General features: G+C 71.0%; 25 protein-coding genes. 17 read left to right on the top strand and 8 right to left on the bottom strand.

Annotated features, from left to right (window positions below):
- Positions 1-162: 162 nt before the first annotated feature.
- The 6 genes from H0B56_RS13125 to H0B56_RS13100 all read left to right on the top strand — a co-directional run bounded on the left by H0B56_RS13125 (position 163) and on the right by H0B56_RS13100 (position 3,976).
- Positions 163-894 carry a hotdog domain-containing protein gene (locus H0B56_RS13125; RefSeq protein ID WP_343063879.1) on the top strand — a complete coding sequence of 244 codons (732 nt, stop codon included), beginning with the start codon at positions 163-165 and terminating at the stop codon, positions 892-894.
- A gap of 67 nt (positions 895-961) precedes the next feature.
- Entirely contained in the window at positions 962-1,420 is a 459-nt protein-coding gene (locus tag H0B56_RS13120) for a YbhB/YbcL family Raf kinase inhibitor-like protein (RefSeq protein WP_180893305.1), read from the top strand.
- A 15-nt stretch (positions 1,421-1,435) separates the two neighbouring features.
- The gene (locus H0B56_RS13115) at positions 1,436-1,801 is read left to right on the top strand and encodes a VOC family protein (protein WP_180893304.1); all 366 of its coding nucleotides are present in this window, start codon (positions 1,436-1,438) and stop codon (positions 1,799-1,801) included.
- Entirely contained in the window at positions 1,798-2,445 is a 648-nt protein-coding gene (locus tag H0B56_RS13110) for a methyltransferase domain-containing protein (RefSeq protein WP_180893303.1), read from the top strand. The genes H0B56_RS13115 and H0B56_RS13110 overlap by 4 nt, the downstream gene beginning before the upstream one ends.
- Before the next feature lie 63 nt (positions 2,446-2,508).
- A complete protein-coding gene (locus H0B56_RS23490; protein ID WP_180893302.1) occupies positions 2,509-3,288 on the top strand; it encodes a phosphatase PAP2 family protein in 780 nt (259 codons plus the stop codon).
- 28 nt (positions 3,289-3,316) lie between these two features.
- Positions 3,317-3,976, top strand: coding sequence for an alpha/beta hydrolase (locus tag H0B56_RS13100; RefSeq protein WP_180893301.1), 660 nt, complete (start codon positions 3,317-3,319; stop codon positions 3,974-3,976).
- Here H0B56_RS13100 and H0B56_RS13095 read toward each other — a convergent pair.
- Complete coding sequence (locus H0B56_RS13095; protein WP_180893300.1) at positions 3,973-6,300, bottom strand: ATP-binding protein; 2,328 nt, start codon at positions 6,298-6,300, stop codon at positions 3,973-3,975. The two genes, H0B56_RS13100 and H0B56_RS13095, sit on opposite strands and share 4 nt — an antisense overlap.
- A 123-nt stretch (positions 6,301-6,423) precedes the next feature.
- Between H0B56_RS13095 and H0B56_RS13090 the strand changes: the two genes are divergently transcribed.
- Positions 6,424-7,266, top strand: coding sequence for a class I SAM-dependent methyltransferase (locus tag H0B56_RS13090; RefSeq protein ID WP_180893299.1), 843 nt, complete (start codon positions 6,424-6,426; stop codon positions 7,264-7,266).
- Between the two features lie 66 nt (positions 7,267-7,332).
- On the opposite strand, the gene H0B56_RS13085 is transcribed toward H0B56_RS13090, so the two are convergent.
- The 4 genes from H0B56_RS13085 to H0B56_RS13070 all read right to left on the bottom strand — a co-directional run bounded on the left by H0B56_RS13085 (position 7,333) and on the right by H0B56_RS13070 (position 11,254).
- Positions 7,333-8,043: an MBL fold metallo-hydrolase gene (locus tag H0B56_RS13085; protein WP_180893298.1), complete on the bottom strand. Its 711-nt coding sequence runs from the start codon at positions 8,041-8,043 to the stop codon at positions 7,333-7,335.
- 56 nt (positions 8,044-8,099) lie between these two features.
- Complete coding sequence (locus H0B56_RS13080) at positions 8,100-9,368, bottom strand: cytochrome P450 family protein (protein WP_343063878.1); 1,269 nt, start codon at positions 9,366-9,368, stop codon at positions 8,100-8,102.
- A gap of 108 nt (positions 9,369-9,476) precedes the next feature.
- Positions 9,477-10,691: an MAB_1171c family putative transporter gene (locus H0B56_RS13075; protein ID WP_180893297.1), complete on the bottom strand. Its 1,215-nt coding sequence runs from the start codon at positions 10,689-10,691 to the stop codon at positions 9,477-9,479.
- Complete coding sequence (locus H0B56_RS13070) at positions 10,688-11,254, bottom strand: hypothetical protein (protein ID WP_180893296.1); 567 nt, start codon at positions 11,252-11,254, stop codon at positions 10,688-10,690. The genes H0B56_RS13075 and H0B56_RS13070 overlap by 4 nt, the downstream gene beginning before the upstream one ends.
- 361 nt (positions 11,255-11,615) lie before the next feature.
- Between H0B56_RS13070 and H0B56_RS13065 the strand changes: the two genes are divergently transcribed.
- The 7 genes from H0B56_RS13065 to H0B56_RS13035 all read left to right on the top strand — a co-directional run bounded on the left by H0B56_RS13065 (position 11,616) and on the right by H0B56_RS13035 (position 19,117).
- Positions 11,616-12,371: an SDR family oxidoreductase gene (locus H0B56_RS13065; RefSeq protein ID WP_180893295.1), complete on the top strand. Its 756-nt coding sequence runs from the start codon at positions 11,616-11,618 to the stop codon at positions 12,369-12,371.
- Positions 12,371-13,378 (top strand): NADPH:quinone oxidoreductase family protein, encoded by a 1,008-nt coding sequence (locus H0B56_RS13060; protein WP_180893294.1) that lies wholly within the window; start codon positions 12,371-12,373, stop codon positions 13,376-13,378. The genes H0B56_RS13065 and H0B56_RS13060 overlap by 1 nt, the downstream gene beginning before the upstream one ends.
- A gap of 106 nt (positions 13,379-13,484) precedes the next feature.
- Positions 13,485-14,525, top strand: coding sequence for a phosphotransferase family protein (locus H0B56_RS13055; RefSeq protein WP_180893293.1), 1,041 nt, complete (start codon positions 13,485-13,487; stop codon positions 14,523-14,525).
- Complete coding sequence (locus H0B56_RS13050; RefSeq protein ID WP_180893292.1) at positions 14,525-15,733, top strand: acyl-CoA dehydrogenase family protein; 1,209 nt, start codon at positions 14,525-14,527, stop codon at positions 15,731-15,733. Before H0B56_RS13055 ends, H0B56_RS13050 begins: the two co-directional genes overlap by 1 nt.
- A 29-nt stretch (positions 15,734-15,762) precedes the next feature.
- Positions 15,763-17,364 (top strand): adenylate/guanylate cyclase domain-containing protein, encoded by a 1,602-nt coding sequence (locus H0B56_RS13045; RefSeq protein WP_180893291.1) that lies wholly within the window; start codon positions 15,763-15,765, stop codon positions 17,362-17,364.
- An 87-nt stretch (positions 17,365-17,451) separates the two neighbouring features.
- The gene (locus tag H0B56_RS13040; protein ID WP_180893290.1) at positions 17,452-18,432 is read left to right on the top strand and encodes an aldo/keto reductase; all 981 of its coding nucleotides are present in this window, start codon (positions 17,452-17,454) and stop codon (positions 18,430-18,432) included.
- A 151-nt stretch (positions 18,433-18,583) separates the two neighbouring features.
- On the top strand, positions 18,584-19,117 hold the full coding sequence (locus H0B56_RS13035) for a hypothetical protein (RefSeq protein ID WP_180893289.1): 534 nt from the start codon (positions 18,584-18,586) through the stop codon (positions 19,115-19,117).
- Positions 19,118-19,507: 390 nt separating this feature from the next.
- Here H0B56_RS13035 and H0B56_RS13030 read toward each other — a convergent pair whose 3' ends face one another.
- The 3 genes from H0B56_RS13030 to H0B56_RS13020 form a co-directional block, all read right to left on the bottom strand.
- Entirely contained in the window at positions 19,508-19,762 is a 255-nt protein-coding gene (locus H0B56_RS13030) for a hypothetical protein (RefSeq protein WP_343063877.1), read from the bottom strand.
- Between the two features lie 228 nt (positions 19,763-19,990).
- A complete protein-coding gene (locus tag H0B56_RS13025) occupies positions 19,991-20,158 on the bottom strand; it encodes a hypothetical protein (protein ID WP_180893288.1) in 168 nt (55 codons plus the stop codon).
- Positions 20,155-20,328, bottom strand: a complete 174-nt coding sequence (locus H0B56_RS13020) for a hypothetical protein (protein WP_180893287.1) — start codon at positions 20,326-20,328, stop codon at positions 20,155-20,157. The genes H0B56_RS13025 and H0B56_RS13020 overlap by 4 nt, the downstream gene beginning before the upstream one ends.
- A gap of 190 nt (positions 20,329-20,518) precedes the next feature.
- Between H0B56_RS13020 and H0B56_RS13015 the strand changes: the two genes are divergently transcribed.
- The 3 genes from H0B56_RS13015 to ectA all read left to right on the top strand — a co-directional run bounded on the left by H0B56_RS13015 (position 20,519) and on the right by ectA (position 22,238).
- Positions 20,519-21,313, top strand: a complete 795-nt coding sequence (locus tag H0B56_RS13015) for a helix-turn-helix domain-containing protein (RefSeq protein ID WP_281373656.1) — start codon at positions 20,519-20,521, stop codon at positions 21,311-21,313.
- Positions 21,310-21,492: a DUF397 domain-containing protein gene (locus tag H0B56_RS13010; RefSeq protein ID WP_180893285.1), complete on the top strand. Its 183-nt coding sequence runs from the start codon at positions 21,310-21,312 to the stop codon at positions 21,490-21,492. The genes H0B56_RS13015 and H0B56_RS13010 overlap by 4 nt, the downstream gene beginning before the upstream one ends.
- Before the next feature lie 245 nt (positions 21,493-21,737).
- A complete protein-coding gene (ectA, locus tag H0B56_RS13005; RefSeq protein WP_180893284.1) occupies positions 21,738-22,238 on the top strand; it encodes a diaminobutyrate acetyltransferase in 501 nt (166 codons plus the stop codon).
- Positions 22,239-22,297 lie beyond the last annotated feature (59 nt).

Here is a 22,297-nt window from a genome sequence, read left to right as displayed (position 1 = left end):
CCACGGTAGTCCCCGGTGCGCCCGATCGGCGAGCCGCTGCGGTACCGCCGGAGCGGGCCGCGAGCGCCCGGACCAGGCCGCGTGTGGCGCCGGTCACCTCCACTGCCGGGAGCGGGGATACCCGTGGCAGGCTGCCACGAGTTCCATCTGCGAGGAGGCGTTGTGGAGGGTTCGCGCACTCCCGGGGGCGGGCTACCCGGTGCGAGCGAGGCGTGGGTGGCCGCTGTGACCGAGACCGCGGAGCTGGCGGAGCGCCGCGACGCGGTAACCGAGCTGGGCAGGCGGCTCCGTGAGCTGACCGAGGCGGCTGTGCGCACGGAGGTGCCCACGGACGTGCTGCGCCGCGTGGCAGACGAGGTGGCCGCGGCGACCGAGGAGCTGGGCAGGCAGCAGCGGGAGATATCCGAGACCGCCGCGGTGGACGACCTGATCGGCGGGGTACGCATGTACAACCCGGTGATCGGGGAGGGACACCCGATCGCGCCGCCGATCCGCTTCGAGATCGACGGGACCTTCGTCGAGGGCCGCTGCACCCTGGGGCTCGCGCACGAGGGACCCCCGTCGTCCAGCCACGGGGGGATGAGCGCGTTGTGGCTGGACCAGGCGCTCGGCCACGCCGCGGCAGCGGCGGACAACCGTGGGGTGACCACGAATCTCTCCGTGCGCTACCGCAAGCCGGTCCCGCTGGGTGTGCCGCTGCGGATCTGGGCGGACACGGTGGAGGTGGACGGCAACCGCACCGTCACCCAGGGCGGTATCACCACGGTGGCCGAACCGGATGTCGCGCTCGTGGAGGCCGAAGCGCGGTTCCTGCGGCTGAACGGCGCGCAGGTGCGGCGCATGTTCCCGAGCATGTTCAGCGCCTCGGGTGCCGCCGCGGGTGAGGGCGAGTGACGGTCGCCGGGGTCTACTACGTTGAGGGTGTTGCCACAGGTTCCCCGGCGAGAAGGAGGGACGAGGCGTGGGGCTGAACATCAAGGACCTGACGGTCACCACCGCCGATATCGGGCCGGACGAGCGTCTCGGTGACCGGCACGCCAAGGACCGCGACAACGCGCCACCCGCGCTGCGGGTCAGCGGTGTTCCCGCCGGCACGGCCGAGCTCGCGGTGGTCTGCCATGATCCGGACGCGCCGTTGCCCAGGGGCTTCACGCACTGGACGTTGTACGGGATCCCTGCCGATGTCACCGAGATCGGGCCGGACGCGGACAGCCGTTTCCGTCCCGGACCGAACGACTTCGGCACGACCGGGTACGGCGGCCCGAAGCCACCCGCGGGTCACGGACCGCACCGCTATTACTTCTGGGTCTATGCCCTGGACCGTGCGGTCGACGGAACACCGTCGCGGGCGGAGTTCCTGGACGACTACCGGGACGCGATCCTCGAGCAGAACCGTGTCGTGGGCGTCTACGAGCGCTGAAGGGTCGTGGCTGGCATGAGCCGGATCGACTACGTCATCTGGTACGTGCGCTCACTCGACCGGGCGATGGCGTTCTACCGTGACGTTCTCGGGCTCGAGGTCCGGGTCGAGGGCGACGGCTACATCGAGTTCGCCATGGACAACACGAAGTTCGCGCTCTTCGAGGCAGCCAAGTTGGGCGAGCTGATCGGGCGGGACGGCGGTACCCCACCGTGCGGCGAGATCGGGTTCCGCACCCACGATGTGGATGCCGATGCCGAGCGGATGCGGGAGCACGGCGTGCGGATCCTGACCGGGCCGGTGGACCGGCCGTGGGGTGAGCGCACCCTGCACGTGTCCGATCCGGACGGAAACGTCGTCGAGTTCGCCCAGAAGCGATGAGCGGCGCGAGCGAGCCGGCGGGCCCGTGTGGCCCGGACGTGCCGTCCGAGCTGCGCGAACACCCGGACCGGTTCCGGTGGAACGAGCGGTACCGCGAGGCCGACCCGGACTTCGCGCCGCACCAGCTTGTCACCGATGCGCTGGCCGCGGGGCTGCCTGCCGGCCCGGTGCTCGAGCTGGCCTGCGGCCGGTCCGGTAGCGCCCTGGCCCTGGCCGCGGCGGGCCGCACGGTTACGGCGGTGGACATCTCCGACCACGCGCTGGCGCAGCTTGGGCGTCAGGCGCGGCGACGCGGGCTCGACGCCCGGGTGCGCCGCGTGCTCGCCGACCTTCCGGCCTACCCGGTAGCGGCCGGGCGGTACGCGCTCGTGCTGGCGACCCGATACTGGGACCCGGATGTGTTCGGCTCGGCGGCTGCCGCCGTGCTGCCGGGCGGGCTGCTCGGCTGGGAGGCGCTGGCACAGGCACCGGGCGGGGAGAGAGGGCCGTACCGGGTGGCGCACGGCGAGCTGGGCGCCCGCCTTCCTGCGACGTTCACGGTGCTGGCCGAGGAACTATACGACTCGGAGCGTCATCGGGTGAGCAGGCTGCTGGCACGGAGGCAACCGGCGGCGCCGGGGCTCGGTGGCGCGGAGCGGGGGTGACGGGCGCGACAGCGCGGCCCGTATCGTCGATGGTGAGGCGCAGCAGAGAGGAGTGCCGCTGCCGTGGTCGTCGAGGAGGCGGCGACGGATCGAAGCCCGTCCCGTGAAGGTGGTCCGGGGTCGGAGCCTTCGATCTGCTCGCCAGGGGTCACCGGGCTCGCCACCCGCCGTGCACGGTGGGTGCTGGTGGTCTGCGGCGTCCTGCTGGTCTTCACGGTCGCGCAGGTCTGGGCCGACGCCGGTGTCCTCGTTCGCGCCGATCACCTCCTGCACGAGGCCCCGTTCCGGCAACGGTGGCCGTCCCTCGTCGGCGCGGCACGGGTGACCGACCTCGTCGGGCAGCGCGGCCCGACCGCCGTGCTCGCGCTGGTCCTCGCGGCGGTACTCGGCGTGCGGCAGCGGCGGTGGCGTCCGGTCGTGGTCACGGGCGCGGCACTGCTCGCCATCAACCTCGTGGTGGGGCTGGCGAAGCTGGGGTTCGGACGCAAGGATCCCGCTTTCGACGATCCCGAGCTCTTCCAAGGCGGTCTGCTTTTCCCGTCCGGGCACGCGGCCAACGTGGTGCTGACCTGGGGTGTCGTGGCGTACCTGCTCGCCGTCTACGGGCCGTTGTGGCACCGGCGGCGCGCGCTCGGCGCCGGGGTGGCGGCGCTGACGCTGCTGATGGGGGTGACGGCGGTCTACCGGGACACGCACTGGATGACCGACATGCTCGCCGGGTTCCTGATGGGTGCGATCGTCCTGCAGGCCGTGGTGCTGCTCGACGCGGTTCGCGTCGAGCTCGCGGTCGGGCACGTGCTGGGCCGCCTGCGGCGACGGTTGTCCGCGGGCGCTTCCGGGTGACGTCTCGCCGCCGGGCACCATGACGACCATGCGTATTCCCTCCGGTGAGCACATGCTCGCCGCCGACCTGGTCGAGCCCGAAGGTGAGCCGAGTGGTTACGGCGTACTGTTCGTGCACGGCTACGCCAGCTCGCGCCGCAGCTACATCCCGCGCGCCACCGAGCTCGCCCGCCGAACGGGACATACCGGCCTGGCTTTCGACCTTCGTGGGCACGGCGAGAGTCCCGGTGAGCTGCCTGCACGGACACGAAGGGAGCACGTGCAGGACGTCGTCTCGGCCTACGACGCGCTCGCGGCGGCGGGTGTCCAGCGGATCGGCGTGTGCGCGGCCAGCTACGGCGCCTACCTGTCGTGCCTGCTGCTGGCCGAACGTGCCGTCGACCGGCTCCTCGTGCGGGCTCCCGCCCTCTACGTCGACGCGGAAGGCCCTGACCCCACGGGGAGCAGGCAGCACCTGCGCGAGCTGATCGACGCCAACCCCGCCCTGCGCGCGCTGCGCGCTTTCGACGGGTGCACGCTCGTGCTGGAATGCGAGCACGACGAGGTCATCTCGCAGGAGTCCATCCAGGGCTACCTGCACGCCGCGCGGCACGGCACGCACCACATCCTCGCGGGCGCCACCCACGCGCTCAACCACGAGCCGTGGAACGTGGCCTTCATCGACGAGATCGTCGACTGGTTCGGCTAACGGCCGAATCCGTCGGCGTAGGCCTCGGGCCGGAGCTCGCGGCCCCGCAGGTACTCGGGGTCGAACTCGTCGCCGAGCTCGTGCGCCAGCACCGTGAGCGCGTCGTCGCGCGGCTCGGCCATGTGCTCGGGCACGGCGACGCCGATACTCGACCTGGTGTGGTCGCAGGCCCCGAGCAGGCGCGCCGCCGCCCGCGCATCGCCCCGGTGCGCGGCGACCAGCCCGAGGCCCTCGAGCGCGGTCGCGGTGCCGCCGGAGTGTTGGGCGCGCAGGCAGACCTCGAGGGTCTCCGCGTAGTGTGCCTCGGCCTCGTCCCACCGGTCGTGGCGCATGGCCAGCACCGCCTGCAGCGCGAGTGCGGAGGAGATCCCTTCCGCGTAGCCGACGGCGCGGTAGGCAGCGAGGCTGCGCGAGACCAGCGGCACGGCCGCCTCGTAGTGTTGCCGCTCGAACAGGCCGACGCACGTGTAGTCCAGCGCGCTGGCCAGCACCATCGGCTCGCCCAGCTGCTCCGCTACGGCGGTCGCCTCGCGGAGCAGGGCCGCGCCGCGCTCGACGTCGCCCGCGGCCCGCGCCGACCGGCCCGCGGTGGCACACACCAGGGCGAGCCGCCATTCGCTTCGGGAGCGGCGCATGTAACTCAGTGCTGTTCGATGGTGGGTGTCGGCGCTGGCGTGGTCACCGCGCGCCCACGCCGCCATGCCGAGAAGCTGGTACCCGTGCCCGGCGAAGTCGACGTCGGCGGCCTCCTCCGCCTCGCGGATCTGCCGTGTGGCGGCGTCCTCGGACGCGGGCAGATCCCCCTGCGCGATCGTGGCCGCGGCCAGGCCGAAGTACAGACGGGAACGCAGCAGCGGGTCCACGACGCTCACGGCGAGGGCCTGTTCGCTGCGCAGCTGCAGCTCGGCGAGCCTGCCATCGACGAACCACGGCCAGGACAGGTCGGCGACCAGGCTGGCGGCACTGTCGGGTTCGGCTGCGAACGCCTCGTCGAGCGCGACGCGCAGATCGTCGGACGATGCGCGCAACCGCTCCATCCACAGGGGCGAGTCGGCCGTGCGCAGACCGCTGTCGGCCTCTTCGGCGAGGCTGAGGTGGTAGCGCAGGTGGTTCCGGCGAGCCGAGCCCACCGCTGTCCGGTCGAGCCCGGTAGCGAACTGCCGTACGGTCTCGAGCATCCGGAACCGTGACTCGCCCGCGACGTCGGCGTCCCGGCTGAGCAGCGAGCGGCGATGCAGGCCTGCGACGTCGCCGGTCGCGGTCGGCGTGCCGACGACGCTCTCCGCCGCTGCCATCCCGAACGGCCCGGCGAACACCGCCAGCGCGGCCAGCGCCTCGCGCTGGCGGGTATCGAGCAGATCCACGCTCCACTCGATGACCTCGGCCAGTGACCGGTGGCGGGGGTCGGCCCGGCGCCGGATGGCCCGCAGCGTCGTGGGCGAGTCGGCCAGTCCGGCTTCGAGCTCCTCCAGCGTCACGGTCGCCAGCTGTGCCGCGGCGAGCTCGATGGCCAGCGGCAGGCGGTCGAGTTTGCCGCACACCCGGTCGACGGACTCGGGGGATGCGGCGAAGTGCGGGTTGCCCGCGGTAGCGACCGTGTCGAACAGCTCGGCGGCCGACCTGGCGTCCAGGCCCCCGAGGGGGATCACGGTCTCGCCTGCCACGTCGAGCGCTTCCCGGCTGGTGGCGAGCACCCGAACGGCGGGGCAGGCCGAGGTGACCGACACGGCGAGCTCCGCGCACGCGTCGACGAGGTGCTCGCAGTTGTCGAGCACCAGCAGCGCGCGGCGTTGCCGGAGGTAGTCGATCAGCGACTCCAGTGGCGTGCGGGACGCGTGATCGGCCACGCCCAGCGCGGCGGTGACCGCGCGGGGTACCTGGCCCGGATCGCGCAGCGGCGCCAGCTCGACGAACCACGTTCCCTCCGGGTGCGCGGCTGTGAGGCGGTGAGCTGCCTCGATCGCGAGGCGGGTCTTTCCCGACCCTCCTGCGCCGACGAGGGTCACCAACCGCGCACCGCCGACGGCAGACACCAGGTGATCCAGCTCGGCCTGCCGCCCGATCAGCGCGCCCAACGGCGTGGGCAGCCGCGTGATACCCCGGCCGGTGGTGGCAGCGGCGTCGGCCGCCAGCGCGGCCAGCGCGCGACGGTCGGCCACCCCCAGCTTGCGCAGCAACGACGCCACGTGGCTCTCCACGGTGCGCACCGAGATGAACAGCCGCGACGCGATCTCGGAGTTGGTGAGGTGGTCCCCCAGCAGCGCAAGTACCTCGGCCTCCCGGGCCGAGATCCCCATGCCGCGCAACCGGGCGGTATCGGTCATCCGGTGATTGTCCCGTAACCGGGATCAGTGGCAAATCAGTGGTGACTACGGATGTATCGCCCGTTCTTGCCGGGACAGACTGCGAGACGTAAGCCGAACGGGAAACACCATGGAGGTTCCGCCATGTCATCACCTACCGAGCAGCCGACGGGTGACGCCGCCGTCGCCCAGCTCAAGCAGACGCACCGGGTGACGTGGGCCGCGGGCGAGTACGCCAAGGTCGCCGAGCTCGTCGACGACGTGCCGCCACGGCACCTGCTCGACCTCGTCGGGGTCGCCCCCGGGCAGGAGGTGCTCGACGTCGCCACGGGTACCGGGAACGTGGCGCTGCGGGCCGCGCGGGCCGGAGCCGACGTCACCGGCCTGGATCTCGCACCCGAGCTGCTCGACGCCGCCCACCGGCGTGCCGCCGAGTGGGGTGTGACCGTCGAGTGGGTCACCGGAGACGCCGAGGAGCTGCCGTTGGGCGACAACCGCTTCGATCGCGTGCTCTCGGTGCTCGGTGTCCAGTTCGCGCCCCGGCACGAGGTGGTCGCACGGGAGCTCGCCCGGGTGTGCAAACCGGGCGGGATCATCGGCCTGATCAACTGGACGCCGGACAGTCAGGTCGGGCGGATGCTGCGCATCATCGGCAGCTACATGCCCGCGCCCCCGCCGTTCGCCTCCCCGCCACCCAAGTGGGGCGATGAGGACCACGTCCGCGGCCTGTTCGCCGGCACAGGCATCGAGCTGGAGTTCCACTACGGGACCAACCCGTTCCGGTTCCCGTCCGCTGACGACTACATGGCGTTCTTCGAGGACTACTACGGCCCGATGGTCAAGGTCCGCGAACGGCTGTCCGCGGAGGACCGGTGGGGCGACTGCCGTGACGAGATCATCGGTCTCCTCGAGGAGCTCAACACGGCCACCGACGGCACGCTGCGGTTCGAGGCCGAGTACACCGCCGTCGTCGGCCGCAAGCCCTGACGCTCGCGCCCGGAGGTGCACACCCGGCGAGTGCCGGTGCGGTCCCGACCTGTCCGCCCGGGCCCCTCAACCGCCGAACATCATGCGCCATTCCTCGAGGGACCGTGGCCGGAAGACGAAGTTCCCTTCGCGGACCGAGGACAGCGGCGCGGACGGCTCGGTCGAGTACTGGTGGCCGGGGTACACGACCGGGTCGCCCTTGAGGCCCGCGAGCTGCTGCAGGCTGCGGTACATCGCGTCGGCGTCGCCGCCGGGGAAGTCGGTGCGCCCGCACCCCTCGAGGAAGAGCGTGTCGCCCGCGATGAGCCGGTCGTCGAGAAGGAAGCACTGGCTGCCCGGAGTGTGGCCGGGCGTGTGCAGCAGCCGGATGGTGATCGCGCCCACCTCGATCGTGTCGTCGTGGTGGTGCCCGGTGAGATCGGTGGTCGACAGGCCGGTCACCCGCTGCACCCAGTCCAGCTCATCCCGGTTGACGTGCACCGGAACCTGCTGGCGCGCCAGCAGCTCGGCCAGCCCGGGCAGCTGGAAGCCCATCATGCTGCCGCCGACGTGGTCGGGGTGGTGGTGGGTGCCGAGCACGCCGACCAGCCGCATGTCGTCGGCGGCGAGCACGTCGAGCAGGTCACCGACGGCGTAGGCGGGGTCGATGACGACCGCCTCGCGGGTCTCACGGTCGCCGATCAGGTACGCGAAGTTGAGCATCTGGGTGGCGACGGGATCGCCCACGGCGAAGTCACGGCCGGACAGCAGCTGGCGGAAGTAGAGTCGGTCGGACATGGTTGGAGCCTATCGCCCCGGCATGCCGCGCCGTGGCTGCCGGGAGGTCCGGCGACCTACGTCGTGACCGGCAGCGACTCCAGGTCGAACGAGCGGAACGACGCGCGGCGCTGCAACTCGGTCTCGGGAACGGCCAGTCGCATGCCGGGCAGCCCGCGCAGCAGCGTGTCGAAAGCGACCTCCAGCTCCAGCCGTGCGAGCGCCGCACCCAGGCAGTAGTGGGGCCCGTGGCCGAACGCGAGGTGCGCCGGGCGTGCGGACCACCCGCGGTGGGGATCGAGCCGGTCCGGGTGCGGGTGGCTGCCGGGGTCGCGGTTGGCGGCGGCGAGCGCCAGCAGGACGGTGTCACCGGCGTGGATCCGGGCGCCACCGAGGTCGAGATCGGTCGTGGCGAACCGGCGGATCGCCAGGGTGTTCGGGTGGGCCAGCCGCAGCAGCTCCTCGACGACGCCCGGTAGCCGCGCCGGATCGGCGCGGAGCGCCTCGCGCAGCTTCGGATCCCGCAGCAGCCGGACCGTGCCGTTGCCGATGAGGTGGGTGACGTTCTCGATGCCTGCCCACAGCACCAGGAAGGCGAGCGACACGAGCTCGTTCTCGTCCAGCCGGTCGTCGCGGTCGCTGGCGCCGATCCACGCCGACAGCAGGTCCTCTGCAGGCGCGTCGCGCCGCAGTGCGATCACCTCGAGCAGCAGCGTATGGATCTCCGCGACGGCCAGGGACAGGTCCTCGCGCCGCTCGGGGGCCAGCATGCGGCGGGTCTGTGCGGCGAAGTGCTCCCGCTGGGACTCCGGGACACCGAGGAGCTCGCCGATGACCGTCAGCGGCAGCGGTGCGGCGAACTCGGCGATCAGGTCGCCGCCACCGCGCGCGGCGAGATCGCGGGCCAGCGAATCGGCGACGGCGCGCACGCGCTCGCCGAGCGCGTCGATGCGGTGCGGTGCGAAGGCGCCCGCGGCGAGGCGGCGCAGCCGCGCGTGCGCGGACCCGTCCCGGTTGAGCAGGTTGGCATCCAGTGCCGGGGGCAGCGCGAAGCCCGCGTAGTCACCGGCCGAGTGGGCCTTGTCCAGCGCCAGCCGCGCGTCGGTCAGCGCGGAGCGCACGTCGGCGTCGCTGGTCGCCAGCCAGGCCTGGTTGCCGTCGGGAAGTCGCACGCGGCAGACGGGCTCGGTCTCGCGCAGCCGCGCCAACGCTGCGTGCGGGTCGGCGACGAAACCGGTGTCGAGCGTCAGTGCCGGCTCGGGGCTGCCAGGCCGGCAGTGCTGGTGCTGCTGGTCCTGCTGGACTGGCTGGTCGGACTGGTCGGCCTGGTCCGGCTGGTCGGGCACGACGTCTCCTGGACGGGCGGCGGGATCGGGTGGTGTTGTCCCGCGGCGCGGCACCGCTGGACACAGCCGGGCAGCATAGCGTCCTCCCGCCACCGGCAGGTCCGGGTACTACCCGCCGGTCGTCTCGCCCGCGGCGCGGGCGGGCTCGCCGGTCGGCTCGGCCGGTGCCGCGTGCAGCCTGCCGAAGTGCCGTGCCAGCGCGCGGTGGTACGCCAGCTCGGCCGCGAGATCCTCGGGCTCGCCCACGCGGGGCGTGTCGACGGGGTGCTCGGGCCGCTGTCCGTGAGCCTTCGCGCGCAGCGCGCCGGCGAGCATCGCGGCCTCGATCGCCGCGTCGCGGTCCTCGCCGGTGAGCCCGCGATCACCGGCGTCCCGCTCCGCCGCGCGCCGCGTGTCGGTGGACATCCACTCGCGCAGCGCCCACTGCGCGTCCCGGATCTCGATGATCAACCGGTAGAGCCGGAGCCGCAGGTCGGCGCGGCGGTCGCGGGCGACGGCCACGGAGTCGCGCAACACGACCGTGGGGACGTGCCTGGTGAGCGCGCTGTGCAGCGGGAGGAGCGCGCGGTACGCGCGCGGGCGGTCGAGCCGGGCCCACAGCCGGGACAGCTGCGGGCCCAGGTCCGGGAGCAGCCAGCCGAACAGGTGCAGGGTGCTCCCGGCGACCACGGCCACCAGCGTGACGGGCTCCCACGCGTGCCCGGTGGCGCCGACGAACCCGGCGACGATGCCGGCCAGCCTGCCGAGAACGTAGATCCACAGCAGCCCGATGCTGACGATGATCAGCCCGAGGCTGCGGCGCAGCCATGCCGTCGGTGCGACCGCACGGTACCGCCTGCACAGCCGCGCCACCTCGGCCTGCGCGGCACCGAAGGCCGCAAGGTACACGGCCAGGTAGGCGGGGTTGCTCGCCGCGGTCGTCACGGCGAAGTCGGTGGGGTGCTCGCCGAGCCTGCCGATCGCTCGCGCGAACAGCCCGACCATCGTGCCGATGACCAGCCCGATAGCGATCAAGCGTGGCGCGGCCTTGCGCCACGCGACGTCACGGTCGTGGCTGAGGTGCAGCAGGACGATCTGCTGGCAGGCGGTCACCAGCATCACGGCGATATGCGACAGCAGCCCGGACAGGTTGGCCAGCCCGACGGTCTCGCCGAGGAACCTCCAGAGCCCCGGCAGGACCACCACCCAGATACACAGGGAGAAGAAGAACACCCCGGTGAGGGCGACCTGCGCAGGCGAGCGGTCGGTGCGCAGCGCCCGCGCCCGGTACAGCAGCGCGACGGCGGTCACACCGACGCACAGCGCGTACACGGCCGCGGTCATGGTTCGCGAGGCGTTTCCATGAGCGCGGACAGCCGGGCTGCGAGCTCGCGTGCTTGCGGGGGAACGGTGTAGTGCTGCTGGGCGGTCCACGAGGAGACGCGCTGCGCGAGAAGCGAGCCGACCAGCTCGGCTTCCAGTTCGCAGCCGGAGTCCGCGTGCTCCCTGCCGAGGACGCTGCGCGCGCGAGCGGGATCCAGCGAGGGCATGAGCAGGCGGAGCGTCTCGAGCGCGGCATCCGAGTTGGCCGCGTGCCCGCAGATGATGTGCCCGAGCTCGTGCAGGATCACCTGATGCTGATGCACCGGAGTCAGGCGCGACTCGAACACGATGTGATCGTCCGTCGCGGAGGCGACCCACAGGGCATCGGCCACGGTGCTCAGCTCGAGGGGGACGAGGTGAATGGGGCGCCCGCGATGCTCACTGACGCGGTCGCAGACCGCGCGCACGGTCAGCCTGCCTGCGCGCGGCAGGCCAAGTGCCTGGACGTGCTGCTGGCAGCGCCTGCGCAGGCTCGGCCGACCGGACCGCCTACTGTCGTCTGCGCTCGAGCGCCTCCGGAGCATGATGGCCACGATCTTTCGGGAGGTTGGTGCCACGGTCGTCGATACGGGGAGCGCGTGGGCCTCGCGCCACGCGCTCGACAGGCGACCGCATGGTAGTACAGCGGTTGCCCACCGCGGAACGAGGCCGTGGCGGCGAGACCCGGTAGCGCCAGGACACCGTCGCGATGTGTGATTTGACTCACGTGCCGTCGTGTCCCGGGTATGTTGACGAACACGTCCGGAGCGCGGGAAGCTGGCGTCTCGCGGATAAGCAACCGCTTAGTACGTCGCTGACGGCGCGGGACCGACGCAGGGGCAGATCATCGTGGTCACCGTGCCCACCGGGCGGTTGTCCGGCACGCCGCCGAGGAAGGAGCGTTCCATGACGAGCAGGTTCAGCGGCGAGGTCGCCGTGGTTACCGGGGCCAGCAGGGGAATCGGCCTCGGCATCGCCGAGCAGCTGGTCGCCGACGGCGCGCGGGTGTGCATCACCGCTCGCAACCAGGATGCGCTGGACGAGGCTGTCGACCATCTGGGTGGCAAGGAGCACGCGATCGCGGTGGCGGGCAAGAGCCACGACACCGCGCACCAGGCCGAGGCGATCGAGCGCACCATCGGGGAGTTCGGCCGCCTGGACATGCTGGTGAACAACGCGGGCATCAACCCTGTCTACGGGCCGCTCGTCGACCTCGAGCTCGACGCTGCGCGCAAGATCGTGGAGGTGAACTGCCTGTCCGCACTGTCCTGGGTGCAGCAGGCGCACCGCGCGTGGCTGGGCGAGCACGGCGGCTCGATCGTCAACGTGTCGTCGGTAGCCGGGCTCAAACCGGCGCCGGGGATCGGCTTCTACGGCGCGAGCAAGGCGATGCTCTCGCACCTGACCGCCGAGCTCGCCGTCGAGCTCGGGCCGGACATCCGGGTCAACGGGGTCGCGCCGGCCGTGGTCAAGACCGCGTTCGCCAGCGCGCTGTACGAGGGGCAGGAAGAAGAGGTGTCGGCTGCCTACCCGCTCAAGCGGTTGGGCGTGCCGGGCGATGTCGGCAGCGCGGTGGCCTTCCTGCTCTCCGCGGAGGCGTCGTGGATGACGGGCCAGACGGTCGTGCTCGACGGCGGCGTGACGCAGACGGGAGGCGTGTGATGCGCGCGTGGACGGTCCCTGAGCTGGGCGAGCCCGCCGATGTGCTGCGGCTCGAGGAGGTCGCCGACCCGCAGCCCGCGCCGAGCCAGCTGCTCGTCCGGGTGCGGGCAGCGGCTGCCAACTTCCCGGACGTGCTGATGTGCCGCGGCGAGTACCAGGTCAAGCCCGAGCTGCCGTTCACTCCCGGCGTCGAGCTGTGCGGCGAGGTGGTGGCCACGGGCGCGGAGGTGACCGGCTTCTCCGCGGGTGACCGGGTCATCGGCGGAGCCGCGATCCCGGCAGGCGGCTTCGCGGAGCTGGCGTTGATGGAGCAGGCCACGACATTTCACGCCCCGCGGGCGCTGGACGACGCCCAGGCTGCCTCGTTCTACATCGGGTACCAGACCGGCTGGTTCGGGCTGCACCGCCGGGCGCAGCTGCGCCCGGGGGAGACGTTGCTCGTGCACGCCGCGGCCGGTGGGGTCGGCAGCGCCGCCGTGCAGCTCGGCAAGGCGGCGGGCGCGACGGTCATCGGCGTGGTCGGCGGCCCGGCCAAGGCCGAGGTGGCCCGCTCGCTCGGGGCGGATATCGTCGTCGACCGCGGTGACGAGGACTTCGTCGACGTCGTCAAGCGGGCCACGGACGGCCGGGGCGCCGATGTCGTCTACGACCCTGTCGGCGGGGAGACCTACCGCCGGTCGACCAAGTGCATCGCCTTCGAGGGGCGCATCATCATCGTCGGGTTCGCAGGCGGTGAGTTGCAGCAGGCCGCGCTCAACCACGCGCTGGTGAAGAACTACTCGATCCTCGGGCTGCACTGGGGGCTGTACAACAGCAAGGACCCGCAGGCCGTCCGGCAGTGCCACGAGGAGCTGACCCGGCTGGCCGAGGACGGCCTCGTCGCTCCCGTGGTCAGCGAGCAGCTGCCGCTTGGCGACGTCGCCTCCGGGGTGCAGCGGCTGGCGGACGGGCAGACCGTGGGCCGCGTCGCGCTCGTGGCCGGTGCCCCCGAACGACAAGCAGGCTGACCAGCGGGACACCACACGGTGCGTGAGGTGATCGACGCCGAACCGACCAGTTGGTATGGTGTTTGTCGGTGTGCCGGACGGGTACGTGAGGGCAGGTGGAGCGAGCATGTACGGCGACGATGAGCCGGGGGACGAGCTTCCGGGGCTGGACCTCGCCCGGCTACGGACCTACCTCGGGCAGGCCGCTCCGGACCTGGTCTCCGGTGAGTTGCGTGGCTCGGTGATCGCGGGCGGGCGCTCGAACCTGACCTACGAGGTCGGTGACGGCCGTCGCGAGTGGGTCGTGCGCCGACCCCCGCTCGGGCACGTGCTGGCGACCGCGCACGACATGGGCCGGGAGTACCGCGTGATGACGGCACTGGGGCCGTCGCCGGTGCCGGTGCCACGCACCGTCCTGCTGTGCGAGGACACCGAGGTGCTCGGCGCGCCGTTCTACGTGATGGAGAAGGCGCCCGGCACCGCCTACCGCAACGCGCACGAGCTCGAGCGGCTGGGTGCCGAGCGTGTCCGGGCGCTGAGTACGAGCATGATCGAGGTACTCGCCGAGTTGCACGCGGTCGACCCCACGGCGGCCGGGCTCGCGGACTTCGGACGGCCGGACGGGTTCCTGCCCCGGCAGGTGCGCCGCTGGAAGAAGCAGCTCGACGCTTCCCGGGCCAGGCCGGTGCCCGGCATCGACGAGCTGCACGAGCGCCTGGAGTCCCGCGTGCCCGAGCAGTCGCCGACCGCTGTGGTGCACGGCGACTACCGGCTGGACAACCTGCTCGTCGACGAGCGGGACGAGATCACGGCCGTGCTGGACTGGGAGATGGCCACGCTGGGCGACCCGCTGACCGACGTGGCCCTGCTGGCGACCTACCGGGGGCTGTCCGAGATCGACGACTCGGCGGTGATCGCCGACGCCAGCGACGCCCCCGGCTTCCCCGGTCCGGCGGAGATCCTGGACCACTACGCGCGGGTGTCCGGGAGGGACCTCGGCTCGATGGGGTTCTACCTGGGGCTGGCACATTTCAAGCTTGCGGTGATCCTCGAGGGGATCCACTTCCGCTACACGCAGGGCAAGACCGTGGGCGAGGGGTTCGACAGCGTCGGCGGCTTCGTCGAACCCATCGTCTCCGCCGGTCTCGACGCACTCGAGGAGAGCTGATGGACTTCGCCTACGACGCGCGTACCGAGGAGCTTCGGGACGCACTGCTGGCCTTCATGGACGAGTGTGTGTACCCGGCCGAGGCCGAGTACGCGCGGCAACTGTCCGAACGTGCGGACCCGTGGGCGGTGCCTGCCGTGGTCGGTGAGCTCCAGCGGGAGGCACGGGACCGTGGACTGTGGAACTTCTTCCTGCCGGGCGCGGACGGGGCGGGGCTGAGCAACCTGCAGTACGCGCCGCTCGCGGAGATCACCGGGCGGAGCCCGCGCCTGGCGCCGGCCGCGCTCAACTGCTCCGCGCCGGACACCGGCAACATGGAGGTGCTGTCCATGTTCGGCACCGAGGACCAACGCGAGCAGTGGCTGCGTCCCCTGCTCGACGGGCGGATACGGTCCTCGTTCGCGATGACCGAGCCCGATGTGGCCTCCTCGGATGCCACCAACATCGCCACGCGCATCGAGCGCGACGGGGACCAGTACGTGATCAACGGGCGGAAGTGGTGGATCACCGGGGCGCTGAACCCCGACGCGAAGGTCCTCATCGTGATGGGCAAGACGGACCCTCAGGCGGAGACCCACCGGCAGCAGAGCATGATCCTGGTACCCCGCGACACGCCGGGCCTGACGATCACGCGCGGTATGACCGTGTTCGGCTACGACGACGGCGACCACGGCGGGCACGCCGACCTGGAGTTCACCGACGTCCGGGTGCCCGCGGAGAACCTCATCGGCACCGAGGGCGACGGCTTCGCCATCGCGCAGGCGCGGCTCGGACCCGGCCGGATCCACCACTGCATGCGCTCGATCGGTATCGCCGAGCGCGCGGTGGAGATGATGTGCAGGCGCGCGTCCGAGCGGGTCGCGTTCGGCGAGCAGCTCGCGCGCCAGGGTGTGATCCGCGACTGGATCGCCGAGGCGCGCGTGCGCATCGAGCAGCTGCGCCTGCTGGTGCTCAAGGCGGCGTGGCTGATGGACACCGTCGGCAACAAGGGAGCACACACGGAGATCCAGGCGATCAAGATCGCCACTCCCTCCACAGTGGAATGGATCCTCGACAAGGCCATCCAGGTACACGGTGCCGGTGGGCTGAGTCAGGACACCCCGCTGGCCGAGTGGTACGCGAGCATCCGTACCCTGCGGTTCGCCGACGGACCGGACGAGGTACACAAGGCCTCGCTTGCGCGCAAGGAGCTTCGGGCCCACGCCTAGCGCCGGTGCCGGACAGGCAGAATGTGCGCATGTCTGGCACAGCGCGGAACGGCGCGACGGCGACCGGTGCTCCGGCGGTGCCGTCTCCCGGCGGTCCCCTTGGATCGCGCCTGCTCGGTCACGAGGACGAGCGGGACGATCGGCTACGGGTGCGGGTGCAGACCCTGTTGACGGGTTCGATCCTGCTGTCCAACCTGATCGGCATCGCCGTGGTGGCGGCACTGGTCACGCTCGTGATTCCCGGCCCGGAACCGATCACCGCGTACCTGGGTATGGCCGGCTGGCTGGCCGTGGCAGGCTACGTCCTGCTGGCCGTCGTGATCGGTCTGGTCTGGGGTACGAAGATGACGTTCCGGTCGGTGCGCTGGGCCCTCGAAGGGCGGCGGGCCACCGAACTGGAACGGCATGCCACGCTCGGCGTTCCCTGGCGTCTGACGGGCATGCAGGCGCTGCTGTGGCTGGTGGCCACGGTGCTGCTGACGGCGGCGAACAGCGCCGTCGATGCGGTCGCGATGGTCAAGGTGGCTGCCACCATCGGTCTCGGTGGTGTCGTCGTCTGTGCCAACTCCTACCTGCTCAGCGAGTTCGCGCTGCGGCCGGTCGCTGCCCGGGCGCTGGCCGACGCGCCGCCGCAGCGGCCGCTGCGCGCCGGAGTGATCACCAGGACGCTGTGGGCGTGGGGGCTGGGTACCGTGATCCCGGTCGCCGGGCTGATGCTGGTGGCCGCGTTCACGCTGGTCCGGCACAACGTCACGGCGACCCAGCTGTCCGTCACGATCCTGGCGATGGGCGCGGTGACGGTGGTCTTCGGGTTCCTGCTGATACTGCTGATGACCAGGGCGACGGTGGCCCCGATCCGCACGGTCAGCGCGGCCATGGAGGCGGTGGAGGCCGGTGACCTGAGCGCGCACGTGTCCGTCTTCGATGCCACCGAGCTCGGCGTGCTGCAGAGCCGGTTCAACGGCATGGCCGCGGGCTTGCGGGAACGGGAACGCATCCGGGACATCTTCGGCAGGCATGTCGGCCGCGAGGTGGCTCAGCTGGCGGTGAGCACCGACTTCGAGCTGGGTGGCGAGGTCCGCGAGGCCGCTGTGCTGTTCGTGGACGTCATGGCGTCGACGGCGCTCGCGGCGACCCGGCCGCCCACGCAGGTGGTCGAGTTGCTGAACCGCTTCTTCGCGGTGGTGGTCTCCGAGATCGAGACCCACCACGGTCTGGTGAACAAGTTCGAGGGCGACGCCGCGCTCGCGGTGTTCGGCGCGCCGCACGACCTTCCCGACGCGGCTGGGCAGGCCCTTGCCGCCGCCCGCGCGATGGCGGTGCGCCTGCGGCGCGAGGTCGGCGACTGCGAGGCCGGGATCGGGGTCGCGGCCGGACCGGTCGTCGCGGGCAACGTCGGCGCGCAGAGCCGGTACGAGTACACCGTCATCGGCGACCCCGTGAACGAGGCCGCGCGGCTGACCGACATCGCCAAGGACATCGAGGGCGGGCTGGTGGCATCCGGGCGGGCGGTGGAGGCCGCCGACCCCGCGGAGGCGGGCCGGTGGCGACGGCACGGAGAGGTGACGTTGCGCGGCCGGTCCGAACCCACCCAGCTCGCCGTGCCGGACGAGGGTCCCGCATCGCCGTGACGCGCGCACGGTAGGAACGGAATAGGGTGGCGGCAACGCGGCCGACGGAGGGTGTCACGCGTCGTCACAGGAAGGGATGGGGAACACGTGGAGTACGTACGTCTCGGATCGTCCGGAATGCGGGTCTCGCGTATCTGCCTGGGAATGATGAGCTACGGCAGCCGCGAGTGGCGGGACTGGATGCTCGACGAGACCGAGGCGGAACCCGTGGTGCGCCGTGCCGTCGAACAGGGCATCACGTTCTTCGACACCGCCGATATGTATTCCCAGGGGGTCAGCGAGGAGATCACCGGGCGTCTGCTGCGCAAGTTCTTCCCGCACCGCAGCGACTACGTGCTGGCCACGAAGGTCTACTTCCCGGTGGGCGAGGGCGCCAACGACAGGGGCCTGTCCCGCAAGCACATCATGGACGGGATCGACGCCTCCCTGCGACGGCTCGGTACCGACCACGTCGACCTGTACCAGATACACCGCTGGGACCCCGAGACGCCGATCGAGGAGACGCTGGAGGCGCTCGCCGACGTCGTGCGTTCCGGCAAGGCCCGCTACATCGGAGCGAGCAGCATGTACGCGTGGCAGTTCGCGAAGGCGCAGTTCACCGCGCGACTGCACGGCTGGCCGGCGTTCGTGTCCATGCAGGACCACTACAACCTGCTGTACAGGGAGGAAGAGCGGGAGATGATCCCGCTGTGCCGTGACCAGGGGGTGGGCGTCATCCCGTGGAGCCCCCTGGCGCGCGGCTGGTTGAGCGGCAGCCGGGGCGACGACGGGGCGGATCGCCCCACCACGCGGGCGGGCTCGGACGACTTCGCGCGGCGCCTCTACGGCGAGGCCGACCTGGCGATCGTCGAGGCCGTCCGGCGGGTGGCCGGTGAGCGTGGCGTCCCGCCGGCCCATGTGGCGCTCGCCTGGCTGCTCGGCAAGCCCGGGGTGACCGCGCCGATCATCGGGGCGACGAAGGCGTCCTACGTCGACGACGCGGTCGCCGCGCTCGACCTCACGCTGACCGGGCAGGAGGTGACCGAGCTCGAGCAGGCGTACCGGCCGCGCGAGGTGCTCGGCCACTAGGACGCGACCACACGATCGGTGGGACGTGCTCCACCATCGGTGCCTGGTGCGTTTCGTCCGTCGCGGTGCGGGGTAACCGCTCGTGGGCGCGGTCGCCGGGGAAGCGGACCCCGCTCGGGGAAGGCATTCGAGATGGCGGAATCGAGGCACCGTGATGGAGTGGTTCGCGCTGATCCTGTCCGGTATCGCGGTCACGCTGTCCGCGACGGCCGTCTGGTATGTCCGGGACCAGGTCCGTGCCACGCAGCTGACAGCCCGTGCGGCGCGCGCGGCGGTGGAGCTGCAACACGAGATCGAACGCCGCACGGCCCGCGCGGCCGAGGCCGCCTACGTCCTCTGGGACCTCGAACCGGTGGGGGAGGACACCTACCTGTTGCGCAACGAGGGCAGCGACCCGGCCTACGACGTACGGATCGATGTCGGCGACATGGCGTGTCGCGGGCCGGTGCATATCATGGAGTTCCCGCCTGGCCACGTGGAGCGCTACCAGCTGTTCCGCCCGCTGGGCACTGTCACGGCCGCGCTCACCGTGACCTGGAACCAGGCATCGGACCTGACGGACGAACCGCGCACCCACCATCTACCGGTGCTGGACCGGGGCGCCGTTCCGGTCCAGCGTGGGCGCGCCGACTCGTCCGGTGATACGAGTGGTGCCGACCGGGTTGCCGAGCCAGAAGCGGGGTGACGGGGACCGGTCGCCGATGATGTATGCCGGGACCCGACGGAGCTTGGGCCGGTGTCGGTGGTGCCCGTTGGCTCGGGTGCCGGTTGGCTTGGTGTAGTTAGCGGTCCTCGCGCCAGCAGCGCATGCACCGGTCGCCGGATACGTCGGGTCGGCTGACCGGGCGGCCACAGTGACACGAGGGGACGGGTCCCCAGTCGACCACGACTTCCTGAGCCTCGGGTTCCGGCTCGGGCTGCTGCGGTGGAGGGCCGCCCCTGTAGTGGCATCCGGCGCACACGGTCCGCTCCCCCGGGCGCAGATAGATCTCCTGGTCACATCCCGGAGTCGAGCACGTGGGGTAGGTCGTGGTCACGGCGTCTCCTGTCACGTCGCGTGATGCTACCGAGGTGGCTAGTCGTCGCGGTCGTCGCGCAACGCCGGGTGATCGATTCCCCACCGTTCGAGGGCAGCGACGATGAAATCACCGCCTATGCGGTTGGCCTCGGCGACGTTGCCCTCGTGACGGCGGTCGGGCAACTCGTCGGGCTGCTCGATGACCCGGTCCTGCTCAGCGGCCGGGTGCGTCCAGTGGCCGCCGCACCCGCGAGGACACGGCCATTCGATGGTCCGCAGCACCCCATCGGGGTAGGGCTGTTGCCATGACATTGTGCCCGTGTCTCCGCACAGGTCGCACGGCTCACCGTCGCTTCGGTACGTCGCCAAGTCCGCCACAGTTGCTACACGCAGTCTTCCCGGTGGGATCCTTGCCGCGGTCGAGCCCCGAGCCCAGGCACTTGGGGCACGTCTCCATCTCTATGCGCATCGTCGCACCTTCCTATGTGAGTGGGAACCCGGGCGGTGCATGGTCGGGGGCTGCATGCACCGCCCGGGAGATCAAGGACGCCGGACAATCTGCGAGGTGCCGTCCGGCTCCGTGGCGATGATCGTGCCGTCCTCCTCGCGGATCTCCTCGCGCCCGAGGCAGTCGACCAGCACGGTCGCGCGCGGTACGTAACCCCGTTTCGGGGTGGATTCGGCCTGCTTGGTCGGCTCGGCGCTCATAGCCCGCCCCGATCCAGCTCGTACCCGTCGCGGGTGGCGACCATGCGCGGGCGCGTGTCGTGCGGGTCGTGTTGCCACCGGCGCGACAGCAGCCAGCCGCGCGCCCTGTCCCAGGGCACGAGCGTGAGAAACGGCAGAGCAAAGATCAGCAATAGCCAGAGCCAGAACATGAGGACACTCCGGTAGGTCGATGGTTCCCAGGGAGGTTGAGCATTCTCGGGCGTTCCCAGGGAAGTATGGCATTCCCAGGGAACGCGAGCAATGCTTCGATCGTGTGTCGACCCGGTCGAAGTCTGTAGCTAGGCTGTTCCCATGTTCAGTCGCTCCAAAGCGCGCAGACTCGGCGCTGACCTGTGAGAACTGCGAAAGCCCACCGGCCTGGGCATTGTGGAGCTGGGAAAGCAGATCGGACTGTCCAAGAGCACGGTCTCCCGGATCGAACAGGGCGAGCGTGTTCCCACCGATGCGGAGCTACATCTCATTCTCGGCGCGCTCGGGGTCGTTGGCTCCGCGCGGGAGGCGCTGCGAAAGCTCGCGGCCGAGGCGCACGAGCCCAACTGGTTAGCCACCGGCGGGACAGGGCTACCTGAACAGCTGACCACGCTGGTGGACTACGAATCCACCGCGACGGCAATCACCGAAGTAGGATTGGTTGTAGTCCCAGGGTTACTACAGACACGCGAGTACTGCCGGGCGATCTACCTGTCCGCGGGGGTTCCGCGCAACGAGATCGACACGCGCGTTTCCACGCGACTCGGGCGGCAGCGGATCCTCACAGACACCACCCCTGTGGAGTTCAATGCGGTAATCGACGAGGCGGCGCTTCGTCGACCGGTGGGTGGTAGTGCGGCCGTCGCTGATCAGCTTCGGCACCTGCTCAAGATGGGTGAGAGGGACAACATCACGGTGCAGGTGCTGCCGCAGAGCCTGGGTGCGCACCCGGGTGTCGATGGGTCGTACGTGCTGATGGAGTTCGCTGCCGAATCGCCGATCGTGCACCTGGAGCAGTACCGGGCTGGCGCGTTCCTGGATGATCGAGAGGACGTGGAGGCGTACCGGTCTCTGACGGATATCCTTCGCCGGGACGCCTTGAGCCCCGCAGAGTCGGCGGGACTCATCCGAGACTGCATCACTGAACAGGAGAGCACCGGATGACAGCACTGGAGAGCACCTGGCGGAAGTCGAGCTACAGCGGTACGCAGTCGGCGTGCGTTGAGCTAGCCCTGGAGCCTGCCCAGGCCCGTGTGCGTGACACAAAGGACCGCGATGGCGGGACCCTGCGGGTTCCGTTCGCCGCGTGGCAGGCGTTCACGAGCCACCTGCGCGAGCAGTAGATAGTCCCCGTCGGCGCCCCCGGGGTCCTGGGAGGATCCGGGGGCGCCGACGTATGAGGATCGCCACACGTCAGTCGGGCACACCGGCCGGTGCAGGGGCTTCACCAGTGATGATCGAACCGTATCGGGGCACCGAGCGGGGTTCGCGACCGTTCCCGTGCTGGGGTCCCGGTGCGGGTAACGGGATGCGGCGCCCACTCCCTGTTACGTTTAGGGTCAAGTGTCCGGTTATTAGGCGAGGTGAGATGTCCGGCAGCGTGACGATCGAGAGACCGACCAAGGCCGACGGCGCCGCCTTGTGGCGTGTCGCGCGGGACTCCGGCAAGCTCGATCTCAATTCCCCGTACACGTACTTGCTGTGGTGCCAGGACTTCGCGGATACCTCGGTCGTGGCTCGGGACGGCGATGACGTCGTCGGTTTCGTGATCGGCTACCGCAGGCCGAGGGATCCGAGCGCGGCGATGGTCTGGCAGGTAGCCGTGGACGCCAGCCAGCGCGGCGAGGGGCTGGCCGGGCGCATGCTCGACGTCATGTACACCGGGCTGGTCGCGGACGGGGTCCGGTACCTGGCCACGACGGTGACGCCGGACAACGAGGCGTCGATCGCGCTGTTCCGCTCGTTCGCGACCCGCTGGGGCGCGGAGATGACCGGCGAGCAGCTGTTCGCGGCGACGGACTTCCCTGCCGAGCACGAGCCGGAGGATCTTTACCGGATCGGTCCGCTCGGTCGGCCACCGGCAGGCTGAACCAGCCGGGCCGATAAACGTTGCGTACCGCGCAAGTTTGCGCGGTACGCAATTTCATG

Source organism: Haloechinothrix aidingensis, from assembly GCF_013450155.1.
Classification (GTDB): Bacteria; Actinomycetota; Actinomycetes; order Mycobacteriales; family Pseudonocardiaceae; genus Haloechinothrix; species Haloechinothrix aidingensis.
Note: the sequence above shows the minus strand (reverse complement) of the source record. Positions and strands in the feature narration are given on the sequence as shown.